Source organism: Streptacidiphilus fuscans, from assembly GCF_015690355.1.
In the GTDB taxonomy this organism is placed as follows: Bacteria; Actinomycetota; Actinomycetes; order Streptomycetales; family Streptomycetaceae; genus Streptacidiphilus; species Streptacidiphilus fuscans.
The window spans coordinates 126,086-151,188 of record NZ_JADPRT010000013.1; the positions used below are offsets into that span (position 1 = coordinate 126,086).

The 25,103-nt window shown below is 72.6% G+C and carries 34 protein-coding genes and 1 pseudogene; 32 read left to right on the forward strand and 3 right to left on the reverse strand.

Features of this window, described 5'->3' with window-relative positions:
- Positions 1-13 precede the first annotated feature (13 nt).
- The 32 genes and pseudogenes from I2501_RS27530 to I2501_RS27675 all read left to right on the forward strand — a co-directional run bounded on the left by I2501_RS27530 (position 14) and on the right by I2501_RS27675 (position 22,416).
- On the forward strand, positions 14-559 hold the full coding sequence (locus tag I2501_RS27530) for a hypothetical protein (protein WP_196196953.1): 546 nt from the start codon (positions 14-16) through the stop codon (positions 557-559).
- Positions 556-1,278 carry a hypothetical protein gene (locus I2501_RS27535; protein ID WP_196196954.1) on the forward strand — a complete coding sequence of 241 codons (723 nt, stop codon included), beginning with the start codon at positions 556-558 and terminating at the stop codon, positions 1,276-1,278. Before I2501_RS27530 ends, I2501_RS27535 begins: the two co-directional genes overlap by 4 nt.
- Positions 1,279-1,322: 44 nt before the next feature.
- Positions 1,323-2,084, forward strand: a complete 762-nt coding sequence (locus I2501_RS27540; protein WP_196196955.1) for a DUF317 domain-containing protein — start codon at positions 1,323-1,325, stop codon at positions 2,082-2,084.
- Between the two features lie 14 nt (positions 2,085-2,098).
- Complete coding sequence (locus tag I2501_RS27545; RefSeq protein ID WP_196196956.1) at positions 2,099-2,410, forward strand: hypothetical protein; 312 nt, start codon at positions 2,099-2,101, stop codon at positions 2,408-2,410.
- 237 nt (positions 2,411-2,647) lie between these two features.
- Positions 2,648-4,336: a type IV secretory system conjugative DNA transfer family protein gene (locus I2501_RS27550; protein ID WP_196197080.1), complete on the forward strand. Its 1,689-nt coding sequence runs from the start codon at positions 2,648-2,650 to the stop codon at positions 4,334-4,336.
- On the forward strand, positions 4,333-4,782 hold the full coding sequence (locus I2501_RS27555) for an XF1762 family protein (RefSeq protein ID WP_196196957.1): 450 nt from the start codon (positions 4,333-4,335) through the stop codon (positions 4,780-4,782). Before I2501_RS27550 ends, I2501_RS27555 begins: the two co-directional genes overlap by 4 nt.
- Positions 4,783-4,850: 68 nt before the next feature.
- Positions 4,851-5,681 carry an adenine nucleotide alpha hydrolase family protein gene (locus I2501_RS27560; protein WP_196197081.1) on the forward strand — a complete coding sequence of 277 codons (831 nt, stop codon included), beginning with the start codon at positions 4,851-4,853 and terminating at the stop codon, positions 5,679-5,681.
- Positions 5,682-5,877: 196 nt separating this feature from the next.
- Positions 5,878-6,303: a hypothetical protein gene (locus I2501_RS27565; RefSeq protein WP_196196958.1), complete on the forward strand. Its 426-nt coding sequence runs from the start codon at positions 5,878-5,880 to the stop codon at positions 6,301-6,303.
- A 528-nt stretch (positions 6,304-6,831) separates the two neighbouring features.
- Complete coding sequence (locus tag I2501_RS27575) at positions 6,832-7,197, forward strand: DUF317 domain-containing protein (RefSeq protein ID WP_196196959.1); 366 nt, start codon at positions 6,832-6,834, stop codon at positions 7,195-7,197.
- Between the two features lie 41 nt (positions 7,198-7,238).
- Complete coding sequence (locus I2501_RS27580; protein WP_196196960.1) at positions 7,239-8,699, forward strand: DNA cytosine methyltransferase; 1,461 nt, start codon at positions 7,239-7,241, stop codon at positions 8,697-8,699.
- A 62-nt stretch (positions 8,700-8,761) separates the two neighbouring features.
- Positions 8,762-9,244 (forward strand): hypothetical protein, encoded by a 483-nt coding sequence (locus I2501_RS27585; RefSeq protein ID WP_196196961.1) that lies wholly within the window; start codon positions 8,762-8,764, stop codon positions 9,242-9,244.
- Positions 9,241-10,521 (forward strand): hypothetical protein, encoded by a 1,281-nt coding sequence (locus I2501_RS27590; protein WP_196196962.1) that lies wholly within the window; start codon positions 9,241-9,243, stop codon positions 10,519-10,521. The genes I2501_RS27585 and I2501_RS27590 overlap by 4 nt, the downstream gene beginning before the upstream one ends.
- Positions 10,518-10,736 carry a hypothetical protein gene (locus I2501_RS27595; protein WP_196196963.1) on the forward strand — a complete coding sequence of 73 codons (219 nt, stop codon included), beginning with the start codon at positions 10,518-10,520 and terminating at the stop codon, positions 10,734-10,736. Before I2501_RS27590 ends, I2501_RS27595 begins: the two co-directional genes overlap by 4 nt.
- Positions 10,733-11,833, forward strand: a complete 1,101-nt coding sequence (locus tag I2501_RS27600) for a DnaB-like helicase N-terminal domain-containing protein (RefSeq protein WP_196196964.1) — start codon at positions 10,733-10,735, stop codon at positions 11,831-11,833. Before I2501_RS27595 ends, I2501_RS27600 begins: the two co-directional genes overlap by 4 nt.
- A gap of 52 nt (positions 11,834-11,885) precedes the next feature.
- On the forward strand, positions 11,886-12,653 hold the full coding sequence (locus tag I2501_RS27605) for a hypothetical protein (RefSeq protein WP_196196965.1): 768 nt from the start codon (positions 11,886-11,888) through the stop codon (positions 12,651-12,653).
- Positions 12,654-12,681: 28 nt separating this feature from the next.
- Entirely contained in the window at positions 12,682-13,455 is a 774-nt protein-coding gene (locus I2501_RS27610) for a DUF317 domain-containing protein (protein WP_196196966.1), read from the forward strand.
- Positions 13,456-13,508: 53 nt separating this feature from the next.
- A complete protein-coding gene (locus tag I2501_RS27615) occupies positions 13,509-14,036 on the forward strand; it encodes a hypothetical protein (RefSeq protein WP_196196967.1) in 528 nt (175 codons plus the stop codon).
- 61 nt (positions 14,037-14,097) lie between these two features.
- Positions 14,098-14,607 carry a hypothetical protein gene (locus tag I2501_RS27620; RefSeq protein WP_196196968.1) on the forward strand — a complete coding sequence of 170 codons (510 nt, stop codon included), beginning with the start codon at positions 14,098-14,100 and terminating at the stop codon, positions 14,605-14,607.
- A gap of 49 nt (positions 14,608-14,656) precedes the next feature.
- Positions 14,657-15,208, forward strand: coding sequence for a hypothetical protein (locus I2501_RS27625; protein WP_196196969.1), 552 nt, complete (start codon positions 14,657-14,659; stop codon positions 15,206-15,208).
- Between the two features lie 32 nt (positions 15,209-15,240).
- Positions 15,241-16,143, forward strand: coding sequence for a hypothetical protein (locus tag I2501_RS27630; protein WP_196196970.1), 903 nt, complete (start codon positions 15,241-15,243; stop codon positions 16,141-16,143).
- Entirely contained in the window at positions 16,140-16,406 is a 267-nt protein-coding gene (locus I2501_RS40355) for a DNA cytosine methyltransferase (RefSeq protein ID WP_268926995.1), read from the forward strand. Before I2501_RS27630 ends, I2501_RS40355 begins: the two co-directional genes overlap by 4 nt.
- A gap of 31 nt (positions 16,407-16,437) precedes the next feature.
- A pseudogene (locus tag I2501_RS40360) lies at positions 16,438-16,662 on the forward strand (DNA cytosine methyltransferase); the annotation flags it as partial.
- On the forward strand, positions 16,649-17,146 hold the full coding sequence (locus I2501_RS39740; RefSeq protein ID WP_236047303.1) for a hypothetical protein: 498 nt from the start codon (positions 16,649-16,651) through the stop codon (positions 17,144-17,146). The pseudogene I2501_RS40360 and the gene I2501_RS39740, both read left to right, overlap by 14 nt.
- Positions 17,143-17,427 (forward strand): hypothetical protein, encoded by a 285-nt coding sequence (locus I2501_RS39745; protein WP_236047389.1) that lies wholly within the window; start codon positions 17,143-17,145, stop codon positions 17,425-17,427. The genes I2501_RS39740 and I2501_RS39745 overlap by 4 nt, the downstream gene beginning before the upstream one ends.
- Before the next feature lie 90 nt (positions 17,428-17,517).
- Positions 17,518-17,937 (forward strand): hypothetical protein, encoded by a 420-nt coding sequence (locus I2501_RS27640; protein WP_196196971.1) that lies wholly within the window; start codon positions 17,518-17,520, stop codon positions 17,935-17,937.
- 289 nt (positions 17,938-18,226) lie between these two features.
- Positions 18,227-18,766, forward strand: a complete 540-nt coding sequence (locus I2501_RS27645) for an endonuclease domain-containing protein (RefSeq protein ID WP_236047305.1) — start codon at positions 18,227-18,229, stop codon at positions 18,764-18,766.
- Between the two features lie 199 nt (positions 18,767-18,965).
- A complete protein-coding gene (locus I2501_RS27650; protein ID WP_328806673.1) occupies positions 18,966-19,646 on the forward strand; it encodes a DUF4913 domain-containing protein in 681 nt (226 codons plus the stop codon).
- 15 nt (positions 19,647-19,661) lie between these two features.
- The gene (locus tag I2501_RS27655) at positions 19,662-20,192 is read left to right on the forward strand and encodes a hypothetical protein (protein ID WP_196196972.1); all 531 of its coding nucleotides are present in this window, start codon (positions 19,662-19,664) and stop codon (positions 20,190-20,192) included.
- Positions 20,193-20,242: 50 nt separating this feature from the next.
- Positions 20,243-20,962, forward strand: coding sequence for a hypothetical protein (locus tag I2501_RS27660; RefSeq protein WP_196196973.1), 720 nt, complete (start codon positions 20,243-20,245; stop codon positions 20,960-20,962).
- Between the two features lie 292 nt (positions 20,963-21,254).
- Positions 21,255-21,599 carry a DUF317 domain-containing protein gene (locus tag I2501_RS27665; RefSeq protein WP_328806675.1) on the forward strand — a complete coding sequence of 115 codons (345 nt, stop codon included), beginning with the start codon at positions 21,255-21,257 and terminating at the stop codon, positions 21,597-21,599.
- 46 nt (positions 21,600-21,645) lie between these two features.
- Complete coding sequence (locus I2501_RS27670; RefSeq protein ID WP_196196974.1) at positions 21,646-21,990, forward strand: hypothetical protein; 345 nt, start codon at positions 21,646-21,648, stop codon at positions 21,988-21,990.
- 54 nt (positions 21,991-22,044) lie between these two features.
- Complete coding sequence (locus I2501_RS27675; protein ID WP_196196975.1) at positions 22,045-22,416, forward strand: hypothetical protein; 372 nt, start codon at positions 22,045-22,047, stop codon at positions 22,414-22,416.
- A 197-nt stretch (positions 22,417-22,613) separates the two neighbouring features.
- Here I2501_RS27675 and I2501_RS27680 read toward each other — a convergent pair whose 3' ends face one another.
- The 3 genes from I2501_RS27680 to I2501_RS27690 form a co-directional block, all read right to left on the reverse strand.
- Entirely contained in the window at positions 22,614-23,063 is a 450-nt protein-coding gene (locus I2501_RS27680) for a hypothetical protein (protein ID WP_196196976.1), read from the reverse strand.
- Positions 23,064-23,085: 22 nt separating this feature from the next.
- The gene (locus tag I2501_RS40755) at positions 23,086-24,618 is read right to left on the reverse strand and encodes a restriction endonuclease fold toxin-2 domain-containing protein (RefSeq protein WP_328806676.1); all 1,533 of its coding nucleotides are present in this window, start codon (positions 24,616-24,618) and stop codon (positions 23,086-23,088) included.
- Positions 24,619-24,733: 115 nt separating this feature from the next.
- On the reverse strand, positions 24,734-25,057 hold the full coding sequence (locus I2501_RS27690; protein WP_196196977.1) for a hypothetical protein: 324 nt from the start codon (positions 25,055-25,057) through the stop codon (positions 24,734-24,736).
- Positions 25,058-25,103 lie beyond the last annotated feature (46 nt).

Below are 25,103 nucleotides of genomic sequence, written 5' to 3' on the forward strand. Positions count from 1 at the left end.
CTTGTTGTTCGTGATGAGGATCGCCGACACCGCCGACGGGCGGATCACCGCAGAAGGAGGCGATCCGCAGGCACACGCCCTGCTGCGCCACGCCGGGTTCGTCCCCCACCCCGACGGCAGCCTGCGCCAGATCCTGCCCGACCACCTGTCTCGCGCGGCACAACTGCGCACCGTCCGCGCTGCGGCCTCGCTGCTGGACGCGGCCGGACACGAGGTCTCCCTCGAACTCGACACCTCACCCCGCCTGCTGGAGCCCGCCCCGGTGGAGCGCGCCGCGGAACCGGTGCGGGGCCTGCTGCCGGCGCTGCGGGCCACCTTCGAGGAGGCCCTGGACCGCGCCGCCGCCGAGTCGGGAACCGCCGGGGCCCTCGGCCCGGACGCCCGGGAGCGCCTGGTCGAGCTGATGGCGCGGCAGGCGGCCGCGTTCGTGGCGCCCGAGGAGGTCCCCGCCCTGTTCGCGGTTCTCGCCCGGCTTCAGGTCCCGCGCATCGCGCGGCACCTGCCCCCGCCCGCACCCGCCGCCGAGCAGGTCCGGGGCCGCTCCGGGCGGCAGCGTTGACCGCCGGCCACCCGGCCCCGGGGCCGGAGGAGCGCGAGAGCGTCGAGCAGCCGATCGAGATCAGCCCTCGGGCGGGCGGTCCGGTCACCGCGCGCAGCCCGCAGCAGTGGAAGGGGTCGCACACCCTGTCCGCCGAGCTCCTGCAGGTGATCGGCTTCGTCCCGGTCACCGACCGGCGCACCACCGTGATGGTCCTACCCACCCACCTGCCGCACGCAGACCAGCGGCGCAAGGCGGCGACCGCCGCGGCGACACTGCGGGCGATCGGTCACCCCGTGCGCCTGGCCCGGCAACTGGAAGACCCGCAGGCCGAACCCGAGTTGAGCCTGCCGTTGCTCGGGCGGGCCCTGCGCGAGCGCTTCGCGCACCTGGGCGGCGACGCGCACAGCGACGAGGTGGCCCGCACGCTCCTGGAGCTGTCCGCGCCAGCCAACGGGATCCTCACCGTCGTCGCCGACGCCCTCCACGCGGCCGAATGGTGGTGGTCGGGAGCCGAGCACCCCGTCGACCACATGCCCGCGACCCAGCGCCTGACCCAGCTCGCCGACCAGCTTCGGGACATCGCGCAGGAAGTGTCCCGGCTGCGCGCGGACCTGGCGCTGATGGACCGGCACCGCGACATCACCAGCGAGTGGCCGCCACACCGCAACCCCGCTATCGCGGCCACCGCACAAGCCGCCCTGCACACAGCAGCCCGCCGCCCCGCCCGCCACCGGTGACCAACCTCGCCGCCTCCCTTCTTCTCCTTGGAAGGACACCGCTGTTGAGCAGCCCCTCCTCCCCGTCCGACCCTGTCGCCGCCGCCCCCATCTACTTGGCCGGGCCCGGCCAGGTACCGGTGCTGTCCGCCGCACTGCACGTCCACGGCTGGGAGCTTGAGGACCTGCGCCCGAAGCGGGCGTGGGTGATCGCGCACAGCCCGTGCCGCCGCGTGGAGGCCGCCTTCCAGGGCGGACGCGTCACCGACTGCTGGCGCATCACCGTCCGCCCCAAGCCCGGTGCTCCCGCGGCGTGGGAGGCGAGGTTCGCGGACACGACCCCCGGCGAGATCGTCGCCGCCCTGGTCCAGGTCCTCGCCGTCGACCTCCACCAAGGCCGCCAGGTGTGCGGAGGCGAGGAGACCGCCTCGACCACCACGACGTGGCGCCCGCTGCTCGCCGCCGGATGGCAGCCGCACGAGCAGCACGGCCGGACCCGGCTCACCTCGCCCGACACCACCGCCTACCTGGCCGCAGGACCCGCCGGCACGCCGACCACGGTCGGCGCCGGGGTCGATGTCACCGACACCTGGCTCGCGGACCTGTCCGCCGACACGCCGGTCCGCTACCTGCACTACCTCGCCCGCGCCCTCGCCGACCCACGCCCGGTCCTGCGCGACCGCACGGAGCTGCCCGCAGCGCACCTGCTCCACCTGCGCCTTCGCCCGGCAGCCACACTCCCCGGCCACCACCCCGCCTTCGACTACCTCGCCGCCCTCCTCAACCCCGACTACCGCCCGCCCCACCGCCCCCATCCCCACCGCTGAAAGAGGAACCGCCCTTGCGTATCTCCCGCACCCGCGCCGCCGTCATCGCCGCCACCCTCACCGCCGCGACCGCCCTCGGCGTCGTGCCCGCCAGCGCCGCCGCCAACTCGACCGTCTCCGGCTGCTTCGCCGCCGACTGGAACCCGGGCTGGCTCACCACCACCGTCTTCTGGCACAACCGCTGCTCCACCCGCCACAAGCTCGAAGTCATCTGGGACGGCCCCGGCTACTCCAACACCGTCCGCCTGGTCAATGGCTACGCCAAGGGCTCGACCTGGACCACCTCCGACAACGTCATCGCCGTCTACGACCTCGGCCGCGCCTAACCCCACCCCGCTCCCCAACTACCGCTCCCGCGAAGGGATCCCGCCGCCATGACCTGCAGAAGAACCCGTCCACTCCCGCCCCCATCCGCCGCTGCCCCGGCGCGCGCCCACGCGCCGCCGGGGCCCCGGACCCGTGGACCGCCCTTGCCCAACACCACCTCCGCCCCCGCCTCCTCTTCTTCTGCGTCGCCGGGCACCGACCTGGCCCTCGCCCTCCTCCTCGGCGCCACCGCCCTAATGGCCGCCTTCGGGACGCTCGCCTGGGCGCTCGGCAACGCCGCCACCTGGCTCACCCACACCGGCCCCGCCGCCGCGTTCGCCCCGATCACCGCCGTCCTGCACCCCGAGCAGCTGTGGCCGCACCTGCCCACCAGTTGGCTGCTGGCCGCCACCCGCATCACCCCCGCAGTCCTTCTCGGCGCCCTGGCCGCCCTGGTCCTTACGCTGTGGCTGCGCCACCGCTCCCGCCGCGCCGGCAAGGGACTCGCGGGCGCGAGCGAACTGTCCACGCTGCTGGCGAAGGACACCGCCGCCAAAGCGAAGGGCCTGCGGCCAAGCCTCGCCCTGGTCAAGCCCGCCCAACTCGACCCCGACGACACCGGGTTGCTGGTCGGCACCCTCCCCACCGGCCAGGACGTGCGCGCCTCCTGGGAGGACGTCCTCCTCGCGATCATGGCCCCGCGCTCCGGCAAGACCTCGGGGTTGGCGATCCCGGCGATCCTGCGTGCCCCCGGCGCGGTCCTGCTCACCTCCAACAAAGCAGGCGGCGACGCCTACACCGCCACCCTCGACGCCCGCGCCCGCCTCGGCCGCGTCTGGACGCTCGACCCGCAGCAGATCGCCCACGCGAAGCGCGAAATGTGGTGGGACGTGCTCGCGGACGCCCGCGACCTGGGCGGCGCCCGCCGCCTCGCCGGGCACTTCGTCGCCGCGTCCGTGGACGAGAACAACCAGGGCGACTTCTGGTCCACCGCCGCCGCCAACACCCTCACCGCCCTGTTCCTGGCCGCCGCACGGAACAACCGGCCGATCACCGACGTCCTCGCCTGGCTCGCCTCACCCTCGGACCGCACCCCGATCGACCTGCTGCGCGACGCCGGATTCCCCGCCGTGGCCTCCCAGTTGCAAGGAACCGTCGCAGGCGCCGTCGAGACCCGTGACGGCATCTACGAGACCGCCCGCCAGTACGCGGCCTGCCTGCTCGACCCCGACATCGCCGCCTGGGTCACCCCCCAGAACGACCTGCCGCAGTTCCGCCCCGAGCAGTTCGTCCACGCCAAGGACACCCTGTACCTGCTGTCCAAGGACGGCGGCGGCTCCGCGTCCGCGCTGATCGCCGCAGCCGCCGACGCCGTCATGCGCGCAGCCGTCCGCGCAGCCGAACTCGCCGGAGGACGCCTGGATCCGCCGCTGCTGGCGATCCTGGACGAGGCCGCCAACGTCTGCAAGATCTCCGACCTCCCCGACCTGTACTCCCACTTGGGGTCGCGCGGCGTCATCCCGATCACGATCCTGCAGTCCTACAGGCAGGGCGTGCGCGTGTGGGGCGAGTCCGGCATGGACGCCCTGTGGTCCGCCGCGACCGTCAAGGTCATCGGATCCGGCATCGACGACGCCGACTTCGCCGACCGCCTCTCCCGCCTGGTGGGCGAACACGATGTGGAGACCGTCTCCGTCTCCGTCAGCGACGGCTCCCGCTCCACCTCCACCTCCATGCGCCAGGAGCGGATCCTGGCCCCCGACCAGATCCGCGCCCTGCCCAAGGGCAAGGCCCTGCTGCTGGCCACCGGGATCCGCGCCGCCCTGCTCGACCTGCGCCCCTGGTACCGCGAACCGGACGCCGCACCACTGGCCAAGGCCTCCTCGGAGGCGACCGCCGCGATCACCACCCGGGCACTGGCCAAGGTCACCGGGGGTGAGGCGTGAGTCTGCACCTGGTCCCGGTCCGCTCCCGAACCGCCAAGGCGTTCGTCACCGAGCACCACCGCCACCACGCTCCCCCGCAAGGTCAGGTCTTCGCCGTCGGCGCCGCCGACCACACCGGCCAGCTGCGCGCGGTCGCGATCGTCGGCCGCCCCGTCGCCCGGCACCTCGACGACGGCACCACCTTGGAGGTCACCCGCACCTGCGCCGACGGCGTCCGCAACGCCAACTCCCTGCTCTACGCGGCAGCGTGGCGCGCGGCCAAAGCCCTCGGCTACCGGCGTTTGGTCACCTACACCCAGGCCGGGGAGTCCGGGGCGAGCCTGCGCGGAGCCGGATGGCACGTCCTGGCCCACCGCCGTCCCCGGCCCGGATGGAACAGCCCCACCCGGGCGCGCGCCGAGCTCGGCACCGAGCACACCGCCCGGACCCTGTGGCAGGCGCCGTGACCACCACGACGAACGCCGAGCCCGCGTTCCGGTGCCTGTCGCTCGGCGCAGGTGTCCAAAGTTCGCTCCTGCTGATCCTCGCGGCCCAAGGCCACCTTCCCAAGATCGACTATGCCCTGTTCAGCGACACCGGGTGGGAACCCCAAGCCGTGTACACCCACCTGGACCGGCTGGAGCGGGAAGTCGCCGCACCGGCGAGGATCAAGGTCTTCAAGGTGTCCTCCGGGAACATCCGCAACGACGCCCTCGACCCCGGCCACCGGTTCGCGAGCATGCCGCTGTTCATCAAGAACCCCGACGGCGGCAACGGCATGACGCGCCGTCAATGCACCGGCGAATACAAGATCAAACCACTGAAGGCGAAGGTCAGGGAGCTGCTCGGCTACCCGTATCCGGCGCGGATCCCGGCCGGGGTGTTCGTCGAGCAGTGGATCGGCATCAGCCGGGACGAATTCCACCGCGCCAAGGACGCAGACGTGCGCTACATGCGCAACCGCTTCCCGCTCCTGGACCTCGACCTCACCCGCGAGGACTGTTTGCGGATCCTCGCGGAGAACGGCTTCGAGAACACCCCGAAGTCCTCCTGCCTGGGGTGTCCGTTCCATTCCGACCGGCAGTGGCGCCAGATCCGCGACGAAAGCCCTGCGGAGTGGGCGGACGTCGTCGCGTTCGACGCCGCGATCCGCGCCGGCAGCGCCCGCGCGAACGCGACCGGCTCGCCGCTGCTCGGCAGCGCCTACCTGCACCGCTCCCGCGTCCCTCTCGACCAGGCCCCCATCGACCGTCCCTCGCGGGCCGAGCGGTGTGGGCAGCAGCCGGACGTCCTCCACCTCGCCGACGAAGAGAACCAGGAAAAGACGGGTTGCTCGCCCTGGGCCTGCCGCGGCGACGCCGCCTGACCCAACACCCCACCTCTGCCTCGACCTTCAAGGAGCCGACACCATCAGCAACCCGGACTTCCAGCCGTACGACAGCACCGGCCCCGCAGCCGGGCGGACCCACTCGTATGGCAACGACGGACCGCCGCGCGACGACGTGCTGCGCCTGGGGCACGAGCGTGTCCGAGGTCGCCGAGCGCGCCGCGGTGAACTTCCGGTGCCGGGCGCGTCCGTCACCGCGTGGACCGATGCCCTGGCCGACTGCCGCGACGCGGGGGAACTCGCCGCCCTCGTGCACCACGTCGGCTACGCCGATGTCGGTGCCCTGGCCCGCCTGCACCAGTTCCTCCTGGAGGCCGCCGAGCGCGCCCGGCACATCCCCCAGGCCGAGCACGTCGTCGCCGCGCTGGACGCCCAGGCGGACGCCCTCGACCAGCTCGGCGGATGGCTCGACGACATCGTCACCGACCTGGCAGACCAGGCATTCGACACGCCGCCGCCTGATCTCGAGGACGCCCGCACGCAGGCCGCCCAGTCCCTCTCCCCTGGCATCGAACAGCCCGGCCCGCACACGCCCTGCGGTGATGCCGCCCGCCCTGCGCCCGCCGCAGCGCCTGCACCCCAGCGCCGGGGTCCGCACTGACCAGGCGGCACTCCGCCCCGGACCTCACCCGCGCTGGCGAACCGTCCCGATGAGATCCCCGCCGTCACGGCCGCCGATCCTCCAGAAGCACGGTCGACGAAGGAGACACCGCAGATCACCCGCGAAGCCGACACCCTCATCCACATCTCACCGCGCCACCTGGCCGGCACCGAGGGCCCAACACCGGTCCTGGAAGCCCTCACCGAGGACGGCTGGCTGCGCCACGACGTCGCCCACCCCGACCAGACCTTCCTCGCCACCCCCGACCACCGCTTCCGACTCGGGCTCGGACAGCTCGACCCAGGAGCCTGGTGGCGCCTGGCCGCCGCCCGCGAACCCCTCGCGGCACCGCAGTGGCAGGCCGGCTTCTCCAGGGACACCCCGCCCGAGCTGATCTGCGCCGTCACCGAGCAACTGCGCTACCACGGACACCAGATCGACTGGACCGGCGAGGCCCATCCCGCCCTCGCCGACGACCCGCTCGACCAGCACGCGATCCTGGCCGTCCTCCTCGACGCCGGGTGGTGGATGCAGCATGGTGCCGGAGCCGGGATCGCTGAGGCGGAGTCCCCGGACCGCCTGGCCCGCGCCGCGCTGCGGCCCACCGCGGACCCTCTGGACCTGATGGGCCACCCCGCACTCGCCATCGAGGCCGGGCCCCGCGACGCCGGAATCCCGTACTGGCAGGCCCTGTTCACCACGACCACGCCCACCGCGGTCGCCCTCGCCTTCACCCAGGCGCTCACCGACCCGACGCCGCTGCCCCGGGATCCGGACTGGCTCGACGAACGCCTCCTTACCCACCTCACCTCCCAGCAGGTCGTTCAGCCTCACGCCGCCGCCCCGGCCCGGCCGGCCGTCGCGTCGCCGCAGGGGCGCCGGGGGCACAGGTGACCTGGCGCGATCCGCACAGGTTCTGGCCCCCGGAGGAGCTGGTGCCTCGCCTGTCCACGGCGGGCGACCTCAACTGGCCCGCCGACGGGCAGCGGCAGATGGGCCCGTGGAACCTCGACGAGCTGACCGCCCTGGCCCACCCGTGGCCGGTCGAGTGGCTGTTCCCGCCACGCAAGGGCGACCCGCCCCGGATCGTCAACCTCTTCGCCGGGGCCGGAGGCTGGGAACAGTCCCTGTCCCTGCTGGACGGTCAGTTCGACGTGGTGGGCGTCGAGATCGGCTTCGACGCGGCAGCCACCGCGGTCGCGGCCGGTCGCCGCCGGATCGTCGCCGACGTCCGCACCCTCGACCCCACACACCCAGCCCTGGCATGGGTGCAGGGCCTGATCGTGTCCGCGCCCTGCCAGGTGTGGACACCGGCCGGGAAGAGGCAAGGTCACCAGGCGCGCAACATCGAACTGCTCATGGACGTCTTCACCCTCGCGTTCGAGGCGACGTTCGGGCACTGGCACGACGCCGGACCCTGCGACGACCCCGACACCTGCGGGGTCTGCTCCGCCCCGGCCTGGGACGGGTTCGCCGGCTTCACCGGCTCGCTTCTGACCCTGGACGAGGCCCGCTCGCCCATCGCGCAGATGACGGACGAGCGGATCGGATTGATCGCCGAGACGCTGATCTGGTCCCTCGCGCTCACCGCGCGCTACGACCAGCTGGACTGGCTGGCGATGGAGCAGTCCAGCGCCCTGCCCGAAGAGGTCCTACAGGCGCTGGCAGAAGAACTGCTTTGCGCGGACTGGTGCGACGTGCGCTGGCAGACGCTGGACGCCGTCGACTTCGGCCTCGCCTCGCGGCGCAAGCGCACCTTCCTGACCGGCGGGCGGCACATGAAGATCGACCTCGCAGCGATGGTGCCGAGTTCGCCTGTAGAGCCGATGACCGCGGCCCGCGCGCTGGGCTGGCCCGCGGGTATCCGGGTCAACACCCGCGGCAACAGGAAGACCAGCGGCGGCAACGAGTGGCCCGCTGACAGGCCCGCCATCGCCATCACCTCGAAGATGCGCGGCTGGTACCCGGCGGACGACCCCACGCATCGCTTCCCCGTGCCGCAGGGCGCCCTGCTGGTCGGGATGCCCGCCACCTACCCCTGGACCGGGTCCCGGTCCAGCGCCTACCAGCAGCTGGGCGACCTGGTCACCCCGCCCGTCGGCGCCGCCGTCCTCGGCCCGCTGGTCGGCCGCCAGTGGGAGGCCGCGGTCGCCGACTACCTGGCCGACCTGTACGGACCGCACAGCCGGGCACTGGCCGCCACCACCGCCCAACCGGCCGCGCCCGTCCCGGTCCAGCGGCGCCGAGCGGCAGCCGCAGCCACATCAGCCGCCTCGCCAATGCTTCCCGGACTGGACGCCTGGTGCCCGGCCGCCTCCCCCATGCTGCCCGGCCTCGACCACTGGGCCCCCGTCAAGGCGCCTGCCGGCCAACGCCCGGCGCATCGTTCCCGCTGAACCTGGGCCCGCACGGCAATCCGTCGTTCTCCCCGTCCTTCTCACCTTGGAGGTCCGTTTCGATGCGTGTCGACCACGCTCTGGTCCTGTCCCGTCTCGACCCGCTCGGCCAAGGCTCCGTCACCGGCCGCCAGCAGACCCTGCACCTTCCCGATGCGAAGGTCACGGTGATCGCCGAGCTGTCCCAGTCGATCGTCGCGGAGCACTACCACGGCGTCCGCGTCCGTATCGTCTCCCTCGACCACGGGCCGTTGGATGCCAACTGGTTCGGCTTCACCGAACACGACACCTTCACCGGCGCAGAGAAGTCCCTGGCCCACAGCGGGCGCGCGCAGGCCATCGACTCCTACAACCAGGACCGGGCCTTCCAGCCCGGCCGGTTCCACCCCGAGCAACTGCGCGCCGCCGTCCGCACCTACATCACCGCCTGCACCGGCATCGACCCCACCCCGGGCTGCGCCCCGAACCGCCGCAACGGCCAGGACAGGGCCGCCGCACCGGGCGCGCGCCCTGTCGCCAAGTCCGCTGCGCGCCCGCGCCGATGACCACCCCGAACGGCGACGGAGGTCCCCCGGTCACACCCACCCCCACCCCCCGACCGCCGGCCCTGGCGTCAGGCCGGACCGGCTTCCCCTTCGAGGTCGCGGCCCGGCTGGACGGCTGGAGCGTCCACACCACGCCCACCGCAGAACTGCTGCGCGGCCCGCACGGGGTCGACCTGGCCATGACGCCGCTGACGCGCCGACCCGGCTGGCGCGTCCACCCCGTCTTCTCCCAGCCTGCTCTCGGCCGCGTCGCCGCCCGCCCGGCACTCCCGCCGGCGATCCACGTCGAAGACCGCGACCCCGCGCGCGCCGCCTCCCGGATCGCCCGCAGGCTCCTGCCGCACGCCGAACTGGCCGTCTACGTGCGGCGGCTGGACCTGCTGCTCGACGCCGTCACGCAGGCCGCGGCCCGCTCCCGACGGGCCCACGAGACCGATGGCCCCACCCAGCGCGCGGGGGGCGAGGGCTACGCCGCGGCGTGGCCGTACCTGGAGTACGTCCTCGACCATCTCGCCCCGGTGCTCGACCGCATCCGACTGCTCGGTCCCGAGGCGGCCATGCGCGATCCGCGGCTCTGGATGGCGTTCCCGGCCCTGCACGACATGCGTGACCTTCTGATGGCAGGTCGGGCATTGCGGCACCGCTTCGAGGCTGTCGACACTGCGCTCCTGCCCGACCACCCGCGCACCCCGGAGGTCCGCGAGCGGGCCCGCCTCAGGCGTGCCCAGGACGCCGTCCCGCTGCTGGACCGTCTCCATGCCGACGCCGAGGATTTCGCCCGCCTCGCCCGCGCCGTCGCCATCCCGAGCGAGCACACGCATTGCGGCCTGCACACACCCCACACGCTTGGCTGGGAGTGGCTCCTCGCCCAGGGACCGCAGGCCCCCTTCAGCGACCATCACGTCGCGGACCTGCTCAGCCGCCGGGCCCCGTTGACCGTGCTGGCCACCGCGCCCACCCCGCCCGGATGGGACGGCGGGCTACCCGGGACCGCGATCGTCGCCCGCACCGAGACCGGCGAGCATCTCGCCCTCCACGTGCGACCCGACCACTCGGGTGAGACCGCGCTGTGGCACGCCACAAACCGCACCCTCGACTCGGCCGCCCGCGTCCTCCACCAGCGTTTCGACGCCGACCATCACCTGCTCGCGGACCAAGCCCGCGACGCCGGCGCCCGGCTCGCCCGCCCCGGCCTGACCCCCCTCCCTGCCCGGCGCGCTCCCCGCCTCGTCATCACCGCCACGCCGCCCATCACGCGGTCGGGGAGGCGCCGTTGACCCCCACTCCGGATGACACCGGCCGGGTCGAGACGGGCCAACTGCCGGTGCGGCGCCTCGGCGACCAGTGGGTGCTCCTCGGCCGAACCGGCCATCTGCCGGTCACCGACCCCGGCACCGCACGGGAGTTGGACGCGCTCACCGCAGCGCTGGCCGCGGCCGACCGCGCCATCGCTGCGAAGCAGAACTCGAAGTCGCGGCGGTCGGCGCGATGACCGGCGCCCGCCAGAACGCCCCGGCTCAGCAGGTGGTGGAGGGGCCGGATCCGGTGGTGCTGGCCGAGCAGGCGCTGCTCGGCGCGCTGCTGCTCGACCCGCACCAGACCGGCCAGGTGCACCAGTGGCTGGCCGCCCGCCACTTCTACCGCGACGCCCACCGGGCGCTCTACCAGGCGCTGGTGGACCAGTACCGGGCCGGCCACCCGGCACTCGGCCACCAGCCCAGCAAGCAAGACGCGCTGGCATGGCTGACCGACGCCACCGCCGAGGCGCAACGGGCGGCGCGGGGAATCACCCCTTCCTACCCGCACACCCTGGCCGCCGCCTGCCCCCGAAGCGACCACGCCGCAGTGTACGGGCGGATGGTGGTCGAGGCCGCCCTGCAGCGCACCGTCGCGGAGCACGCCACCCGCATGCTCGAAAGCGCCCGCGCGGCGCTCCACTCCGGCGGTGAGACCCGGACCCTGCTCACCCACCTGGACATCCTCACCGACGTCCTGGACCAGCTCGCCCGCCTCACCGGCACTCCCGGCACCAGCCAGCCCTGCGGTCCCGCAGCCGCCGATCCCCTCCCCTCGCCCGCCGACGGCGTGGCGGACCAGTTGGGGCAGGACGTGCTCGCAGAAGAGGAGCTGCTGGTCGCCTCGCTGCTGCAAACACCGCAGGTGATCGGCGAGATGGCGGTGTGGCTGCGTCCCGCCGACTTCGCGGACACCGCACTCGGTGCCGTGTTCGCTGTTCTGGTCGGCCTGCACCGACGCGGCGACGCGATCGACCCGGTGACGCTGCTGTGGGAGGCCCGAAGGCGCGGACTGCTCGCCGACCAGGTGGTCACCGCGGAGCGGATCCTGCGTCTCGCGCCCGGGCCCGGTGACCCGCTGTTCGGCGGCGAGATCGTCGCCCGCCGCGCCCTGGCACGGACCGCCGCCGGGGCCGCGCGGCAGGTCCGCGACCTCACGGTGACGCTGCCGCCGAACCGGCTCGTCCCCCGCGCGCTCGCACTGCTCGCCCCGGTCCAACAGGCCCGCCAGCGCTGGCAGCAGGCCACCGCACCCCCGACCGAGACCGTGCGGTCCTTCCGCGCCCGCCGCTGACCGCTGCCCGCCCGCACCCGTCCCGACACCCCGCTGGGAGACCCACCTACCCGTGCCCCGCCCCGAACGCACCTTTCCCTTCCACCAGTTGGACCGGCTCGAACCCGCCGACCAGGAGTCCGCCGACGCCTTCGACCGGCTCACCTGGATCTCGGACTGCCTCGCTGTCCTCGCCCACCGCGAGCAGACGATCCGGCAGCCGGCACCTGGGCCCGAGCAGCCGGTCCTCTTCGACAGCACCACCGTCGAGGTCCCCGTCACACTGACGGCAGCGATCCTCTACGACACCAGCGCGATCTACGGCGGTCCCGGCGTCGCCGACCTGGTGGCCGCCCACCTGCACCGGAACCCGAGCGCAGGGACTTTCCGGCTGCGCGCCGAGCGGGTGCCGACGCCGGCACTCGCCAAGCGGTGGCTCGCAGGGCAGGGCGTGGACCCGACCGCCCTCACCGAGGTGACCAGGCGACGGCGCGTCACCGACCGGGCCAGCCTCGCCGCCGAGCAGCGCATCGCAGGCGACCTCAGTGGCCGCTACGAGGTGATCGACCACTACACGCACGAGAACGGCCCCGTCTACGTCCTCTACCGTGACCGCCAGCCCGGAGTCTTGGCGCCCTACCTCCCGCACGCCGAGATCCCCGAGCCCGCCGACTCCCCACTCGACTACCGCGTCCGCGAGGCACGATTCGACACCCCGGCCGATGCCGCCAGGTGGCACCTGGACGACTTCCCGTCGACCGCGGCCGTCGTCACCGTCCACCCCGCCGCGACCAGCGCGAGGTCCGGGACGGCCCCGGCGCGGCGCCGGCCGCGTCGCTGAACTCCGCACCGTCGAAGGGACCTCACGCTTGACCGTCACCCCCGCGAACACACCCCCAGCCGAACCCCCGGAGCACGGGCGCCGCTACCTCGTGGCGCCCCGCTATCTGGCCGGACACGGCGACCAGCCCGAGCAGGCCCTCGCGCCCCTGCTGGAGGCGGGCTGGACACCGGTCAGTGACATCGCCCTGGACGGGCTGACGCTGCTGTCCCCGGACCTGAACACCCTGATGCGGTATCGGCCCGAGGACCGGATCTTCCCCGCCTGGACCGTCTACGACTTCGCCCCGACCAGGGCGGGCGGTCCGGTGTGGACGGCCACATTCACCTGGGACACCCCGACCGAGATCCTCACCGGCTTCACCACCGCACTTGCCCGCCCCCAGGACACACCCGAGCCGCCGAGCGAGGATCCGTTCGCGGCATTCGGCGAGGCGGGCTGGACCTTGCACCGCGGCCTGCTCGGCACCCTCTACACCGACTACCGCTTCCTCGCCGACGCCCACCGGCGCCACCGCGTCGACGAGGAACGGGAGATGGCCCACCTGGACGAGACCTGGCTGGTCACCGCGCCTGGCGCCCACGGCTCGTGGTTCGCCACCGCGACCCGCGCCACCCCGGTGAGGTTGCTGTCTGCTCTCGCAGCCGCGACGCTCGACCCCCGCCCCGCCCTCCGCACCAGCCTCACCGGCGTCGCCCACCAAGCCCAGATCACCGCCCTGCCCCACACCCGCGTCCCGCCCAAGCCTCCGGCCAGCAACGTCCGAGGCCACGGGGCGGCGCGGCGCACGGGCCGCCGCTGACCGCCAGCCCCACCGATGCCCGGGAGTCGAACCTGCCCGCAACCGATCCAGTCTTGCTCGCACTGGGCAGTCGCGTGGCCGACGCCGCCGACCTGCCCAGCTTGCGGCTGCGCCCTGTCCTTGATCTGCCCACCGTGACCGCGGACCTGGCCGTCGTTCTCGACCTCGCCGGGCGCGCTGGCGATGCCGTCATCGAACTCACCAGGCGCATCCCCTCCACCCCCGCGCTCCCCCAGCTCCTTACGGCCATCGCCACCGGTGCGCACGTCACCGAACTACTCACCACGGCCGGAGCCCACCTCAGCCGCGTCGCCGCCACCTTCGCCACTCCCGCCCGCGAGCGGTCCGAGGACGACACGCCCGTCGGCGTGCATACGGCCCTCGCCCGCGACTGCCTTCAGGACTGCGCCACGCTCCTGACCATCCAGCACGACCGACCAACCGCCCCGGACCGGCAGCAATCGAGCGCCGCCGTCCGGCGCTCCCCCGCTCTGCCGCCCACCTCCGTCCACTACCAGTCCGCTACGGCTGCCGTCTCGGAGCGCTCCGCCGCGGTGCTGCCGTTCCGCCGCCGCCCCTGACACCACCCCACCAGGAGGAACCCTGACGGACACCGAGGAAGAAGAGGCCCACGTTCTTGGCGTGCTCGCCGACTGGGCCGACGACTGCAACCGCGACCTGACGGCCATGTCGCACCGCACCGCCGACCCCAGTACGCGGTGGCCGGACCCGGGCAGCCTGACCGCATACGCAATGGCGATGCAGCACATCACCGAGCTGGTCACCGCCGTCGCCGCCCACCGGCGGCACGAGACCACCGTCGTCGCCGCCAAGCGCTCCACGGCATGTCTGCACCTCGGCCACGCCGGCACCTCTCTGGCCTGGGGGCTGCGCAAGCTCGCCCCCATCTTCCCCACCCCGCAGCAATCGGCGGCCGTCATCGAAGCCCCGGCAGCCATGCGACTGCGCCTCATCACCGCCGAAGCCCTGCGCACCGCTGCCCGCCACCTCGCCGACGCCGCCACCCAACTGCGCACCGCCCAACACACCCTGCACGCCTCCCCTACCATCCCGGGGCCGAGGTCACGGCAGCCAGCACGCACACCCGCCGGGCCCGCGCGGCCGAACAGCCCCAAGCGCACGGCACGTTGACCACACCGCCCCACATGCATCCACCCGTTCCGAAGTGTTGGAGTCGCCCTTGACATCACCCGACCGCTCCGTCCGCCTGCTGACCTCGGTGCACGTGCAGGTCGAAGCCGCCCGCCGCGCCCTGCTCGCGCTCCGCCTCGACCCGGTCCCGGACGTCGCCGACTACCTGTGGCACACCGAGCAGGTCGCCGACCTGTTCAAGCTGTGCGGGGAGCACACAGCGCTGCTCACCCAACTCCCACAAGACCGCGACACGGTGCAGGTCCTGGCCGTTCTCGGCCGCGCGGCGGGATGCCTCGGCCAGGCCGCCGCCCACCTCGGCTTCGGACTCGAACACCTCGCTTGGGCCCGGCGCGAACCCACTGCCCAGGGGGAGAGTGCCGACCAGGTCCAGTCGCGTCTGGCCACGCAGGTCCACCAGGCACGCACCGAACTGTTCGTCGCTCACAGCGTCCTGTACTGCGAGATCCACGGCCGCCGCACCGACCACGCCGCCTCCGCGCCCGAGCCGGTCGAGCGGGCCAGGGCGGCGCCGGTCCAGTCCGGCATGCGTGCCAAGCAGACCACGGCGGCCAGCTCCCGTACGGGGGCGCGACGGTGATCAAGATCCCAGGAAACCTCACGCCTCGCCTCGTGGCAGCCGTGATCCACCAGCTGCTCGACGAGACCCTCCCCGCGGCAGCCGATGGCGCTCAGGCGCCTGTCAGTGCGGAGCAGTTCCGACGTCTGCGTGACACCGTCGAGGCGCTGGCCAGGCGGCTCGCCCAGCAGACGCACTTCCGGGCCATGGACCCGGTCGGCACCGCCCCGGGTACGCAGCGCGCGCTGACCACCGGTCACCTGCGCCTTCAGGCAGCGCTGGAGGGCCTCGACGCGATGCGTCGCCTGGTTCGCGACGACGATCGGCACGCTGAGGAGGTCGCCCGCCGCACCGCTCCGGTCCGCCAGCACCTGCAGGAGACCGCCGCCAATTTGGTTCGTGACGGCGCCGAAGCCGTCGAGGAAGCCGCCGCCCAACCCCCGTCCGCCATTTCGGGTGCGCCGATCGGCCGGGAGGCCGTTCGAGTCGCCGAGGACACCGCGCGGCGCCTGGCCGTCGTCCTGCGCCAACTCCCCCGTCCCGGGGAGAACCACGTAGGGCGGCTGGAGCTGGCGTACCAGTCCTCCTCCCCCATCGCCGTCGCCGCGGCGCTGGCCGCTCACACCCGCTACCACGCCGTTCCCGCCGACCCGGTGCAGGTGGAGGCGTACGCCGCCTTCGCCACCGCCCTCGGCCGTATCGGTCACTGCATCGCGGCGCTCAGCGACGCCGCCACCCACCAGGCGGCACTCGCCCACGCCCACCGCGGCCACGACCACGTGGTGCAGGCGCGCCTGGCCGACAGCCTCGATGACGCGTACGTCGCTGTTCACCAGGCCGTCGCCGTCCTTCGCCAACTGGCCGACGCCACCACCGTCGGCGGCACTTCGCCGACACCGCAGGTCCGGAACACGTCCCTGGGATCTGGTGTGCCGCAGCAGCGCAGGCGCCGATGACTTCCTGCCAGCAGCCGGACGGGCTGCGGATCGGCAGCATGTGCTCCGGCTACGGAGGCCTGGACCTGGCCGCCCTCAACGTGTTCGGCGGGCAGCTTGCTTGGCACGCGGAGATCAACCCCGACGCCGCCCGGATCCTCGAACGCCACTGGCCGGGCGTCCCGAACCTGGGCGACCTCACCCAGGTGGACTGGGCCGCGGTCGAGCCCGTGGACGTCCTGGTCGCGGGCTTCCCGTGTCAAAGACCTCTCCGTCGCCGGTAAGCGCGCGGGTCTGGCCGGAGCCCGCTCCGGCTTGTGGCACACCATCGCCGACGCCATATCCGTCCTTCAACCCCAGTTGGTGGTGATCGAGAACGTCCGAGGAATCCTCTCCGCCGACGCGGCCGTCCACCCGGCCGACGGCGATCTGGAACCGTGCCCGTGGTGTGTGGGAGACGCTGGAGGCGAGCCTGCTTTGCGGGCACTGGGTGCCGTACTCGGTGACCTGGCCGACCTCGGGTTCGATGCATGCTGGACGTGCGTACGAGCGTCCGACGTCGGCGCGCCCCACCGCCGCGAGCGGATCTTCCTCGCCGCCTGGGCTTCCCACCCCGAAGGCGCGCGACGCGAAGGGTCCGGACCCGGGGCGCGAGGACCTGGGCCATGTCGTGACGCTGCTCAAGACCCCGACCAGCAACCTCGGTTCGAACGGCGGCTCGCAGCACCCGGACAAGCGCCGTTCGGGCGGCCACGGCCCGAACCTGCAGGACGAGGTGGAGCACCTGCTGCCGACGCCACGGGCCAGCGACGGGACGCACGCGGGCCCCAACCAGCGCGGCAGCAAGGGGGACCTCACGTTGGCATCGGCCACGGCGCGGTTGCTGCCGACACCGCGTGCCAGCGACAGTGGGACGCCGGGCCGACGGGCCGGGGAGGGCTTCCGGCCGCCCCTGTCCCAGGTGGTCCTGCCGCTGTGGAACCCGCAGGGCCAGGAACCGGCACCGGAGGAGCAGCCGGGGTGAGTCAGTGGGGTCCGTACGCCGAAGCCGTGGCGCGCTGGGAGCAGGCCACCCGGCCCGCTCCCGCTCCCACCGACGAACGCGGGCGTCTCGCACCCGAGTTCGTCGAGTGGATCATGGGGCTTCCGGCGGGTTGGGTCACCGCGACGCCGGGGCTGTCCCGGCCCGCCCAGCTGACCGCGCTCGGCAACGGCGTCGTCCCGCAGCAGGCGGCGCACGCCCTGCGGCTGCTGGATCCGCCGCTGCCCCTGCGCGGTCATCCTCCAGCGTCCCGCGAGCGGTGACTGGGCCTGCTGGGTGATGCTCCGGCCGTCGGTCGGCGGCGGCCGGACCCGCTGCCCGACGGCCGGGAGCACGCCGGATAACCTGCGCGTATGCGCCCCGACCGGTTCCAGCCGCTCCTCATCTCCGCCGCCCAGTCCATCCCTGGCGTCACCGCCACCACTCTCGCCGACGCGGGGAACACCACGTACCCGTACGGCGTGAGCATCCAGTCCGGCGGCAAGGCCAGCCGGTGGCAGATCGTCGCCACCTCAGCCCCCGGGGACCGGTTCGACCAGCCCGAGCCCGAGCCGGTCCTCGGCGACAAGCCCGCCGCGCCCGGGCAGGCGACCGCCACCGAGGGCACACCCGCGCACCTGAAAGCCGCACTCGCCGAGGCGGTCCTTGCCGCGGACCCGGGCGAGATCGCGGCCGTCGACCTGTACTCGCGCCGCGCCGAGCCCCCGAAGACCGGCCATGGCATGACGCTGGTCTTCCACGACGCTTCGAAGATCTACCTCAACCACGTCTGAACCGGTGTCGGGGCCCAGGCGGATTGACGGTGGGGCCGGTCGGCCGGATCTGGCTCAAGTGTCGTTTCCTGAAAGCCTATCGGGCCAGCAGTGTCAGTGGCGGGTGGTGGGATAGCCGCACAGTCACTGCTGCTGTTACAGGAGCCGCCCGATGAGCGAACGCGTCGTCCTCCCGTCCCCGCCCGTACCGGCACCGGTACGGGCCAGGCATCGCGCGCTGCTCGCCCGAATCGAAGCAGAACAGATGGCGGCCGGACTGCGTCGTGGGTATGTCCGGTGCGGTCGGCCGTTGAGCGATGGTGTGCGCCGGTGCAAGTCGTGGCCTCTGCCGGGCCTTGCCGGATGCGCCCGCCACCTCGACGACGAGGAGTGGCAGGACACCGTCGACTACCCGCGCGCGTACTTCCGCGACGATTTCGGCGGCTGCGTCCGCATGACGGTCGAGGCGCAGGTCGAGCAGAGGCTGCGCGAGGCTCTGCCTCCGGCGTGCCATTTCTGGCCGTATCTACGAGCGGTGCCGCTGCCCGATCAGGACCCGGTCGAGTTGCTCGTCGAATGGCAGGCGGGCCGCTGCGCGGCGTGCGGACACCCGCACCACCAGGACGTGGTGGTCGACCATGCGCACGAGTCGGGCCTTGTCCGCGGCCTGCTGTGCGCTGTGTGCAACAACGCGGAGGGGATCGCGCCGCCGCGGCACCCCCGGTGGTTCCGGTACCGCACCCTCCCACCAACGGTGATCCTCGGCATCCAGATCACCTACGGGAAGGCGGTACGCAAGCGCCTCGACCAGCTCCTCGCTGACGCCCAACAGCCTTCAGCCCCACGGTAGTCCGGAGAACTCAGTCCGGCCGTCGGTGTCCAGTCCGGGGGCGAGCCCGGCACGTCGGTCTGAGACCTGGATCCGACCGCCTTCGCGAGTCGTCCGCCCGCAGCGGGCGCGGACCTTAGCACAAGAGTTGCGGACGTCCATCCGCAACTGATCTCCGAGGGTCGAAGCACGACACCGTGCTCACCTCGGAGGCCCACCCGTGACCCACGCCACCAACGCCAGCCCCGACCGGACTCCCGCCCCCGCAGTTGACCGCCCGATTGCGGTGCCCGCCGATGACCTGGACCGGATCTGGCGCGCGCTGGCGCAGATGCCGACCGCGATCGCCCAACTCGCCGCCTCCACCAGCGCCCAGACCCGTATGACGGCGCAGCTTGTCGAGCACCTCGCCTCCACCGCCCCCGGCGGTGCGGCCACGGGCGGCGGGATGGGGCTGCCTGGGCAGGCCGGGGAGTTGTCGATCGACGCCTTCGATCCCGACGCGTACGCGGCCGAGGTCGAGGCGATGACCCTGTGGGTCGACGAGATCCTGCTGGGCGTCTTCGGCGCCGAGGTCACCGCGACCCGGCCCTGGTGCACCCGGTGGCCCGAGCACCGGGACGCGGTGGCCATGCTGCACATGTTGTGGCTGGGCTGGCAGCAGCTCACCGCCGGCGATGCCGGACTGCTGGGCCCGGTGACCTGGCTGCGGGACGTCTTCTTCCCCGTCATGGACCGGCTGCGTGCCCCTGACGGGCCGTTCGCCGCGTGCACCACCGATCCCTCCCGGCCCACCCACCGCGTGCTCGCGCCACCGGAGACGACCGACCGCGACGCCCTGCCCGTCGCTCCGCCACGCCCTCAGCTCCGGCCGCGCCCGCGACTCGGCGAAACCGCCTGAGCGCCGGGGCCCGCCATGACCACCCCCTCTCCGATGCGCCTGTTCACGCCCGCTCCCGACCAGCACCCGGGCGCGCCCCGGCTCGCGTTCGCCGCGCACCCGGACGCCGTGGAGGACCTGTACGACCTTCCCGCCGACGTCCTGGACCGCGCCGTGGAGATCCTGCGCGGCCTGGTCTGGGGCGACTTCGCCGGACAGGCGCTGCACCAGCACGGCGAGTTGGACCTGCGGGGCTGCCGCAAGCTCTACCTGCGCGGCGGGGACGGCGGCTGGCGCATGGTCTACACCGAGCGCCCCGCTTCCAGGCAGTCCTCCTACACGCGGGAGGTCTTCCTCCTCGCCGCCGGCCCCCGCCTGGACCTTGAGGTCTACCGCCGTGCCGCAGCACGCCTCGACGCCATGAAGGCCGCGCCAGGTCCCACACCAGCCCGGGCGCGGGCGGCCCGCGCCACCTCGCCGAACCTCCCCACCCGACACGCCCAGCCCCACCCCGCGCCCTCCACGCCGGCGCCGGGCACCCGAGCGAGCAGCGCCCCGCACCGCTGACCGCGTGCCGCCCCCTCTCTACCTCCCGTTCATGCCATAGGAGTTCTGCCGTGCCCAACACCGCCACCGTCCTCGCCGACTTCCCCCATCACAGCCCGGTGCTCCCCGCCTCCCCGGACGCGGTCCACGAAGCGCTGCGCCTGCTGGCACCGACCATGACCGCGCGGGTCATCCACCAGCTCCAAAGCGGCTCGGCCGGGAAGCGGCAGCTGCTCGACCGCATCGAGGAGTGCAACCCCAGCACCCTCAACGGCCGCCTGGACATGATGCGGGACACCGGCCTGGTCGAGAGTTCACTCGGCCGAGGCGCCGCCTGGCGACTGACCGCCGCCGGCCGCGCGGCCCTGCCGGTGCTCCGCGCCGTCGACGAGTGGGCGCGCCACCGCGCCGACGGGCCCTCTGACGCCAACCCGGTGCTGGACGTCGAGGCGGCACTGAAGCTGCTCAGCTCCGCCCACACCACCCGCATCGTCACTGGCCTCGCTCACGGGCCGCTCACCGTCAAGCAGTTGCGCCCGGCGCTGCCCTCGCACGTCAGCGAGTACAACCTGCGCATGCGTCTGCGCGACCTGGTCGGCGAACGCATCCTCGCGCAGGACAAGGCCGGACCGCGACTGCGCTTCCACCTGACCCTGGACGGGCTGCGGACCGCAAAGATCCACCAACGGGCCGACGCGTTCGCCGCCGCACGCGCCACCGTCAGCAACCGCACGCCGACGCGCTCGACCGCGCCCACGCTGGTGTTCTCCCACCCAGAACGCCGCGGGTGAGGTCCGGCCCACCCGACGAGCACCGCCACGGCCCCTTCCCGACGCTCGGGGAGGGGCCTCACCTCGTCCCTGAGCCGCCTGGTCGGAGGCCCGCTGCCAGGCAGCACCGTGGTGGCGCTGCCGCTGCCTCCGTCGGACACGGTCACTTCCAGGCACCGCGGATGGGGCCCCGCACGGCTTCGCCGGTTCGCCCACGGCAGACAAGCCCGAACACCGCTACGACAACCGGGCAAGAGCATGCCAACGTACGGATGCCTCATGAAACCGCAGGTCAACGAAGGGATCTCCCACCGTGACGACGTCCACGACCGCACTCGTTCCCGCCCCGTACACCGCCTCCGACCGGCAGGACCCACTGCTGACCGACCACGAGGCCACCGCCGTCCTCGACCTGATCACCCGTCGCGGCTGGGCCGTCGTCGCCACCCCGGACGGCAACGTCCACGGCACCAGCCCCGACGGACGCATCTACCTCGCCTGGCTCCCCGAAGACCCGTCGGCCTGGAGCCGCGGCATCATCTGGGACCTCCACGTCCGCCCCGAGCACGGCCCCGGCTGGCGGCAGGAGTTCGGCCCCGACACCCCGAGTACGGCCGTCGCTGCCTTCCTCGCTGCACTCCTCGCACCCGTCGCCTGACCGACCACCACCCCCTGCCGACCGGCCCACCCCGAAAGGCTCCAACGTGCACCAGACCACCGTGTACCGCTCCGTCCGTCTGATCGACACCGCCACATACGGCGCCTCCGCAGTCAGCCTCGCCCTCGCCCTCGCCAGCCCCTCAATCCCGGCGGTCCTCGCCGCGACGCTCGCCATCGGCACGACCGGCCTCTACCAGCACCGCGCGAACCAGGCCAACCTCCGCGTCCTCGCTTTCCTCGCCGGCCATCCCGCCACCCGCTACGAGGTCGTCCGCGACGCCCTCGAACTCGACGACCCCGCCACGCGTGACGCCTTCTCCCGGCTTCTCGACGTCGGACTCATCGACGAGACGCGCGTCGATGACCACCCCACCTACGCAGTGCGATGACCTTCCACGCGCCCATCGACGCGCGCGGACGATGCCCTGCCAGAAAGGCTTGTCGTGTCCCTCCCACCGGTCCTTTCGCCCACCCGGCGCTTTCCGCTCTCCACCGTCTGCCACGACCCCATGCCGCCCACGGTCTCCGGAGCACTGGTCCGGGCCACGGCGGACGGGCTCGAGGCCGTCTGGCTGCCCAACGAGCCTCAGCCCCTGTCTCCAGGCATGATTGCCCTCGCCTGGACCCTCCACGGCCAAGAAGTCGAGGTGTCCGCCCGTATCGGGTACCCCACCGGTGACGCGCTCCTGGCCACCTGGCCGCGTCTGGACTTGAACTGGCCGAGCATGGTGCACGCCACCATCCGCGAGACCCAGGGACTGGCCGAAGCCCTCGCCGCCACGAGGGCCATCCTGGAAGCCGTCCTCGACGCCTGACCCCCACGGCCCTGCGGCAGTTGCCGGTGGCGGACTGCAGCGCGCCGGCCACGTCGCAGGCGTGGATGGCCACGAGAGCCTGGAAGCCCCAAGCGAATATCGTCCTGATGCGGTGCAGTCGAATTCGGCTGTGCCGCATCGCGGCGAACGGCCTGGGCGGTGCACGGAGCTGATGACGGCAAGCTGCGGGAGCGGGCCTACGCCACCGTGCGCGCGTGCTCGGCGAAGTCCTCGAAGAGCTGGTCGTCGGTCCGGCCGGTGACCGGAATGTCGGGGAGTTCGTCTTCCATCCCCTGACGGGTATTCGCCGTCAGTGTCTTTCCCCCGCTGACCAACTCGTCGCGCATCCATGCCGCGAACTCGACGGCCTCGGCGACGGTGGCGTCCTGGATGGACGCCCCCTCGTTGTCTGTGCTGGCGATGCCTTCGATGGGCTGGCCGTCCAAGGTGATGCTGAAGCTCATCGTGGTGTCCTCCGCTGCTCCGTCCGCGGGGTCGTCCCACGCGCTGGTGAACGGCTCGGGCTCGCGAGCCGTGAGTGCTTCTGCGAAGCGGCTCAAGGTGAGCCCGATGTCCTCGCCGTCTGGGCCCGTGAAGATCCACATCAGGCGGAGTTCGTCGAGGGGGTCGGTGGAGCTGGCGGGCACGGCTGGGACCTTTCGTCGCGGCTTAGGGGACGTAGCGGGCGTAGCCCTTGACACCGTACGCGGCCATCATGGTGCGCCAGTAGGCGATGGAGGGCTGGTTGTTGGTGTCGATCTCCACGCCGCGGATCTGGCCCTGGTTGCGCGGGTCGGCGATCGCGGCGGCGTACTTCTTGAGTTCCAGCCTGTCGTCGAGGAACAGGAAGTTCTTCTTGCCGGTGGCGTGGTTCTTGATGAGCTCGTCCAGGGTGCGGTAGCAGCTGTTCTGGTTCTTGACGTACTTCGCCTCCACCGCCATTCCGTCGGTGGACCGGAGCCCGTCGACCATGAGCGTGTTGGACTTCGACAGCCCTGCCGGGATCGGCACCTCGTACTCCGGGTAGCCGGAGGTGCGGAGTTGGTACGCCTGCTCGGCCGCGTTGCCACCCGAGTAGTCCCCGGTCCGCAGGCCGGAGACCCAGCCGTCGAACGTGAGGCGTTGTGACGGGCTGAGTGCGGGGAACCGCGGGTCCGGTGGGATCGGCGGACCGATCGGCGGGACGATGTTGCTTCCCGGTGGCACGGGCCGGTAGACGGCGGGGATGAGGACCGGTAGCGGCTCCGGAACGGGGCCGGGCAGGGGTGGGAGCGGTCCGGGGCCGGGCGGGCCGGGCTCCGGTGTGGGAACGGGCACGACGCTCTGGCTTCCGTCGAGTATGTGGGCGAGGGCTGCCAGCGCGTGGATGTCCGGGTCCGCGACGACCGCGTCGTGGAGGCCGCCGTCCTGGCCGTTGCCGCCCAACGCCGGGTTGTCCCAGAACGGTTCCGGGTCCAGCAGCGGGTTTGGCGGCGGCACCTTGGCTGCGGCGTCGATGTGGTCGGCGTACGCTTCGCATGCCGCGGCCAGGGCCTGGCAGGCGGCCGGCAGGTTGGCCATCAGGGTAGCCCCTTCGTAGGGGCGTGGCGGATACGGGTCCTTGCCAACGAAGCGCTGGAAGTACGTGTTGACGCCGTCCGCGGTGGTGCCGGTGAACTCGGCGGTGGCTGTGCTCCAGCTGAGTTGGGCGTCCGAGAGCGTTCCGGCGGTCACCGTTGCCACCTTGCGCCACGTGTCCGCCACCGTCCGCAGCTTGCCGCTGTCGCCGCGGAACCGTTCGCCGAGGAGGTACTGGTCCACGAAGCTGGTTCCGCCACGGGCGTCGGCCAGGGTGGCGCCGATGCCGCGCGGGTCCTGGGCGCACTGGTCCGCGTAGGACCACGGCTGCGCCAGTTGGCTGCCGTCTCCACCGGTCGCCGCGAGGAGCTCGGCGGCGGTCTGCGACTCGGCCGCGAGGTAGTTGTTCGCCGTGGTCAGGATCGAAGAGGCACCCTGGCCAGTGATGTAGCAGCTGTTGGCGATCTGATTGATCGTCGTAGTCGCTGCCGGTGTGTAGACGGAAGCGAACACGGAACCCGCGTCGTCAGCGCCGACCATGCCCTGCTGCTCGCTGAGCTCGCCGACGGCCGAGTTGACGGCGGACAGCAGCGTCTCCGAGATGTCCTGCATCCCCCAGGAGGCGTTGACGAGATCCCCGACCACTACCTGATACCCCGTCAATGCACCAACCCCATCGCCCCGTACATGCCATCATCAACACGGAAGAGGATGGCATACGGCACTGACGAGAGCCGAGCATCGAGGCGCTTGCCGACGCCTATGGCAGGTACGTTCCTGAGAAGGTCCCGTCGAATCCCATCGCTTGGATGATGTCCTCGGCGTTGTCGAACTCTAGCTCGGGGTGGATGTACATGGCCTCGAAGGTCTCCAGGTCGAACTCCGGGTCGATCCATTGGTGGGCGCAACGGCATCTGATGAAGGCTGCCCGGGTGTTCGGCCGGTGGATCAGGAGCCAGTTCCTGTCCGCCGCACAGACTGGACACGTGATGGCGAATCCGCGCGGTCTCAGCGGAGCGGCGTGGTAGATCATCCGCACCGGCGGCTGCCTTGGAGTGGCCGGGGTCGGGTCGGGATCGGTCATGTCGTCGGGCCTCTCGCCTTCGGGGTCCGCTCCGCGGATGCTGATA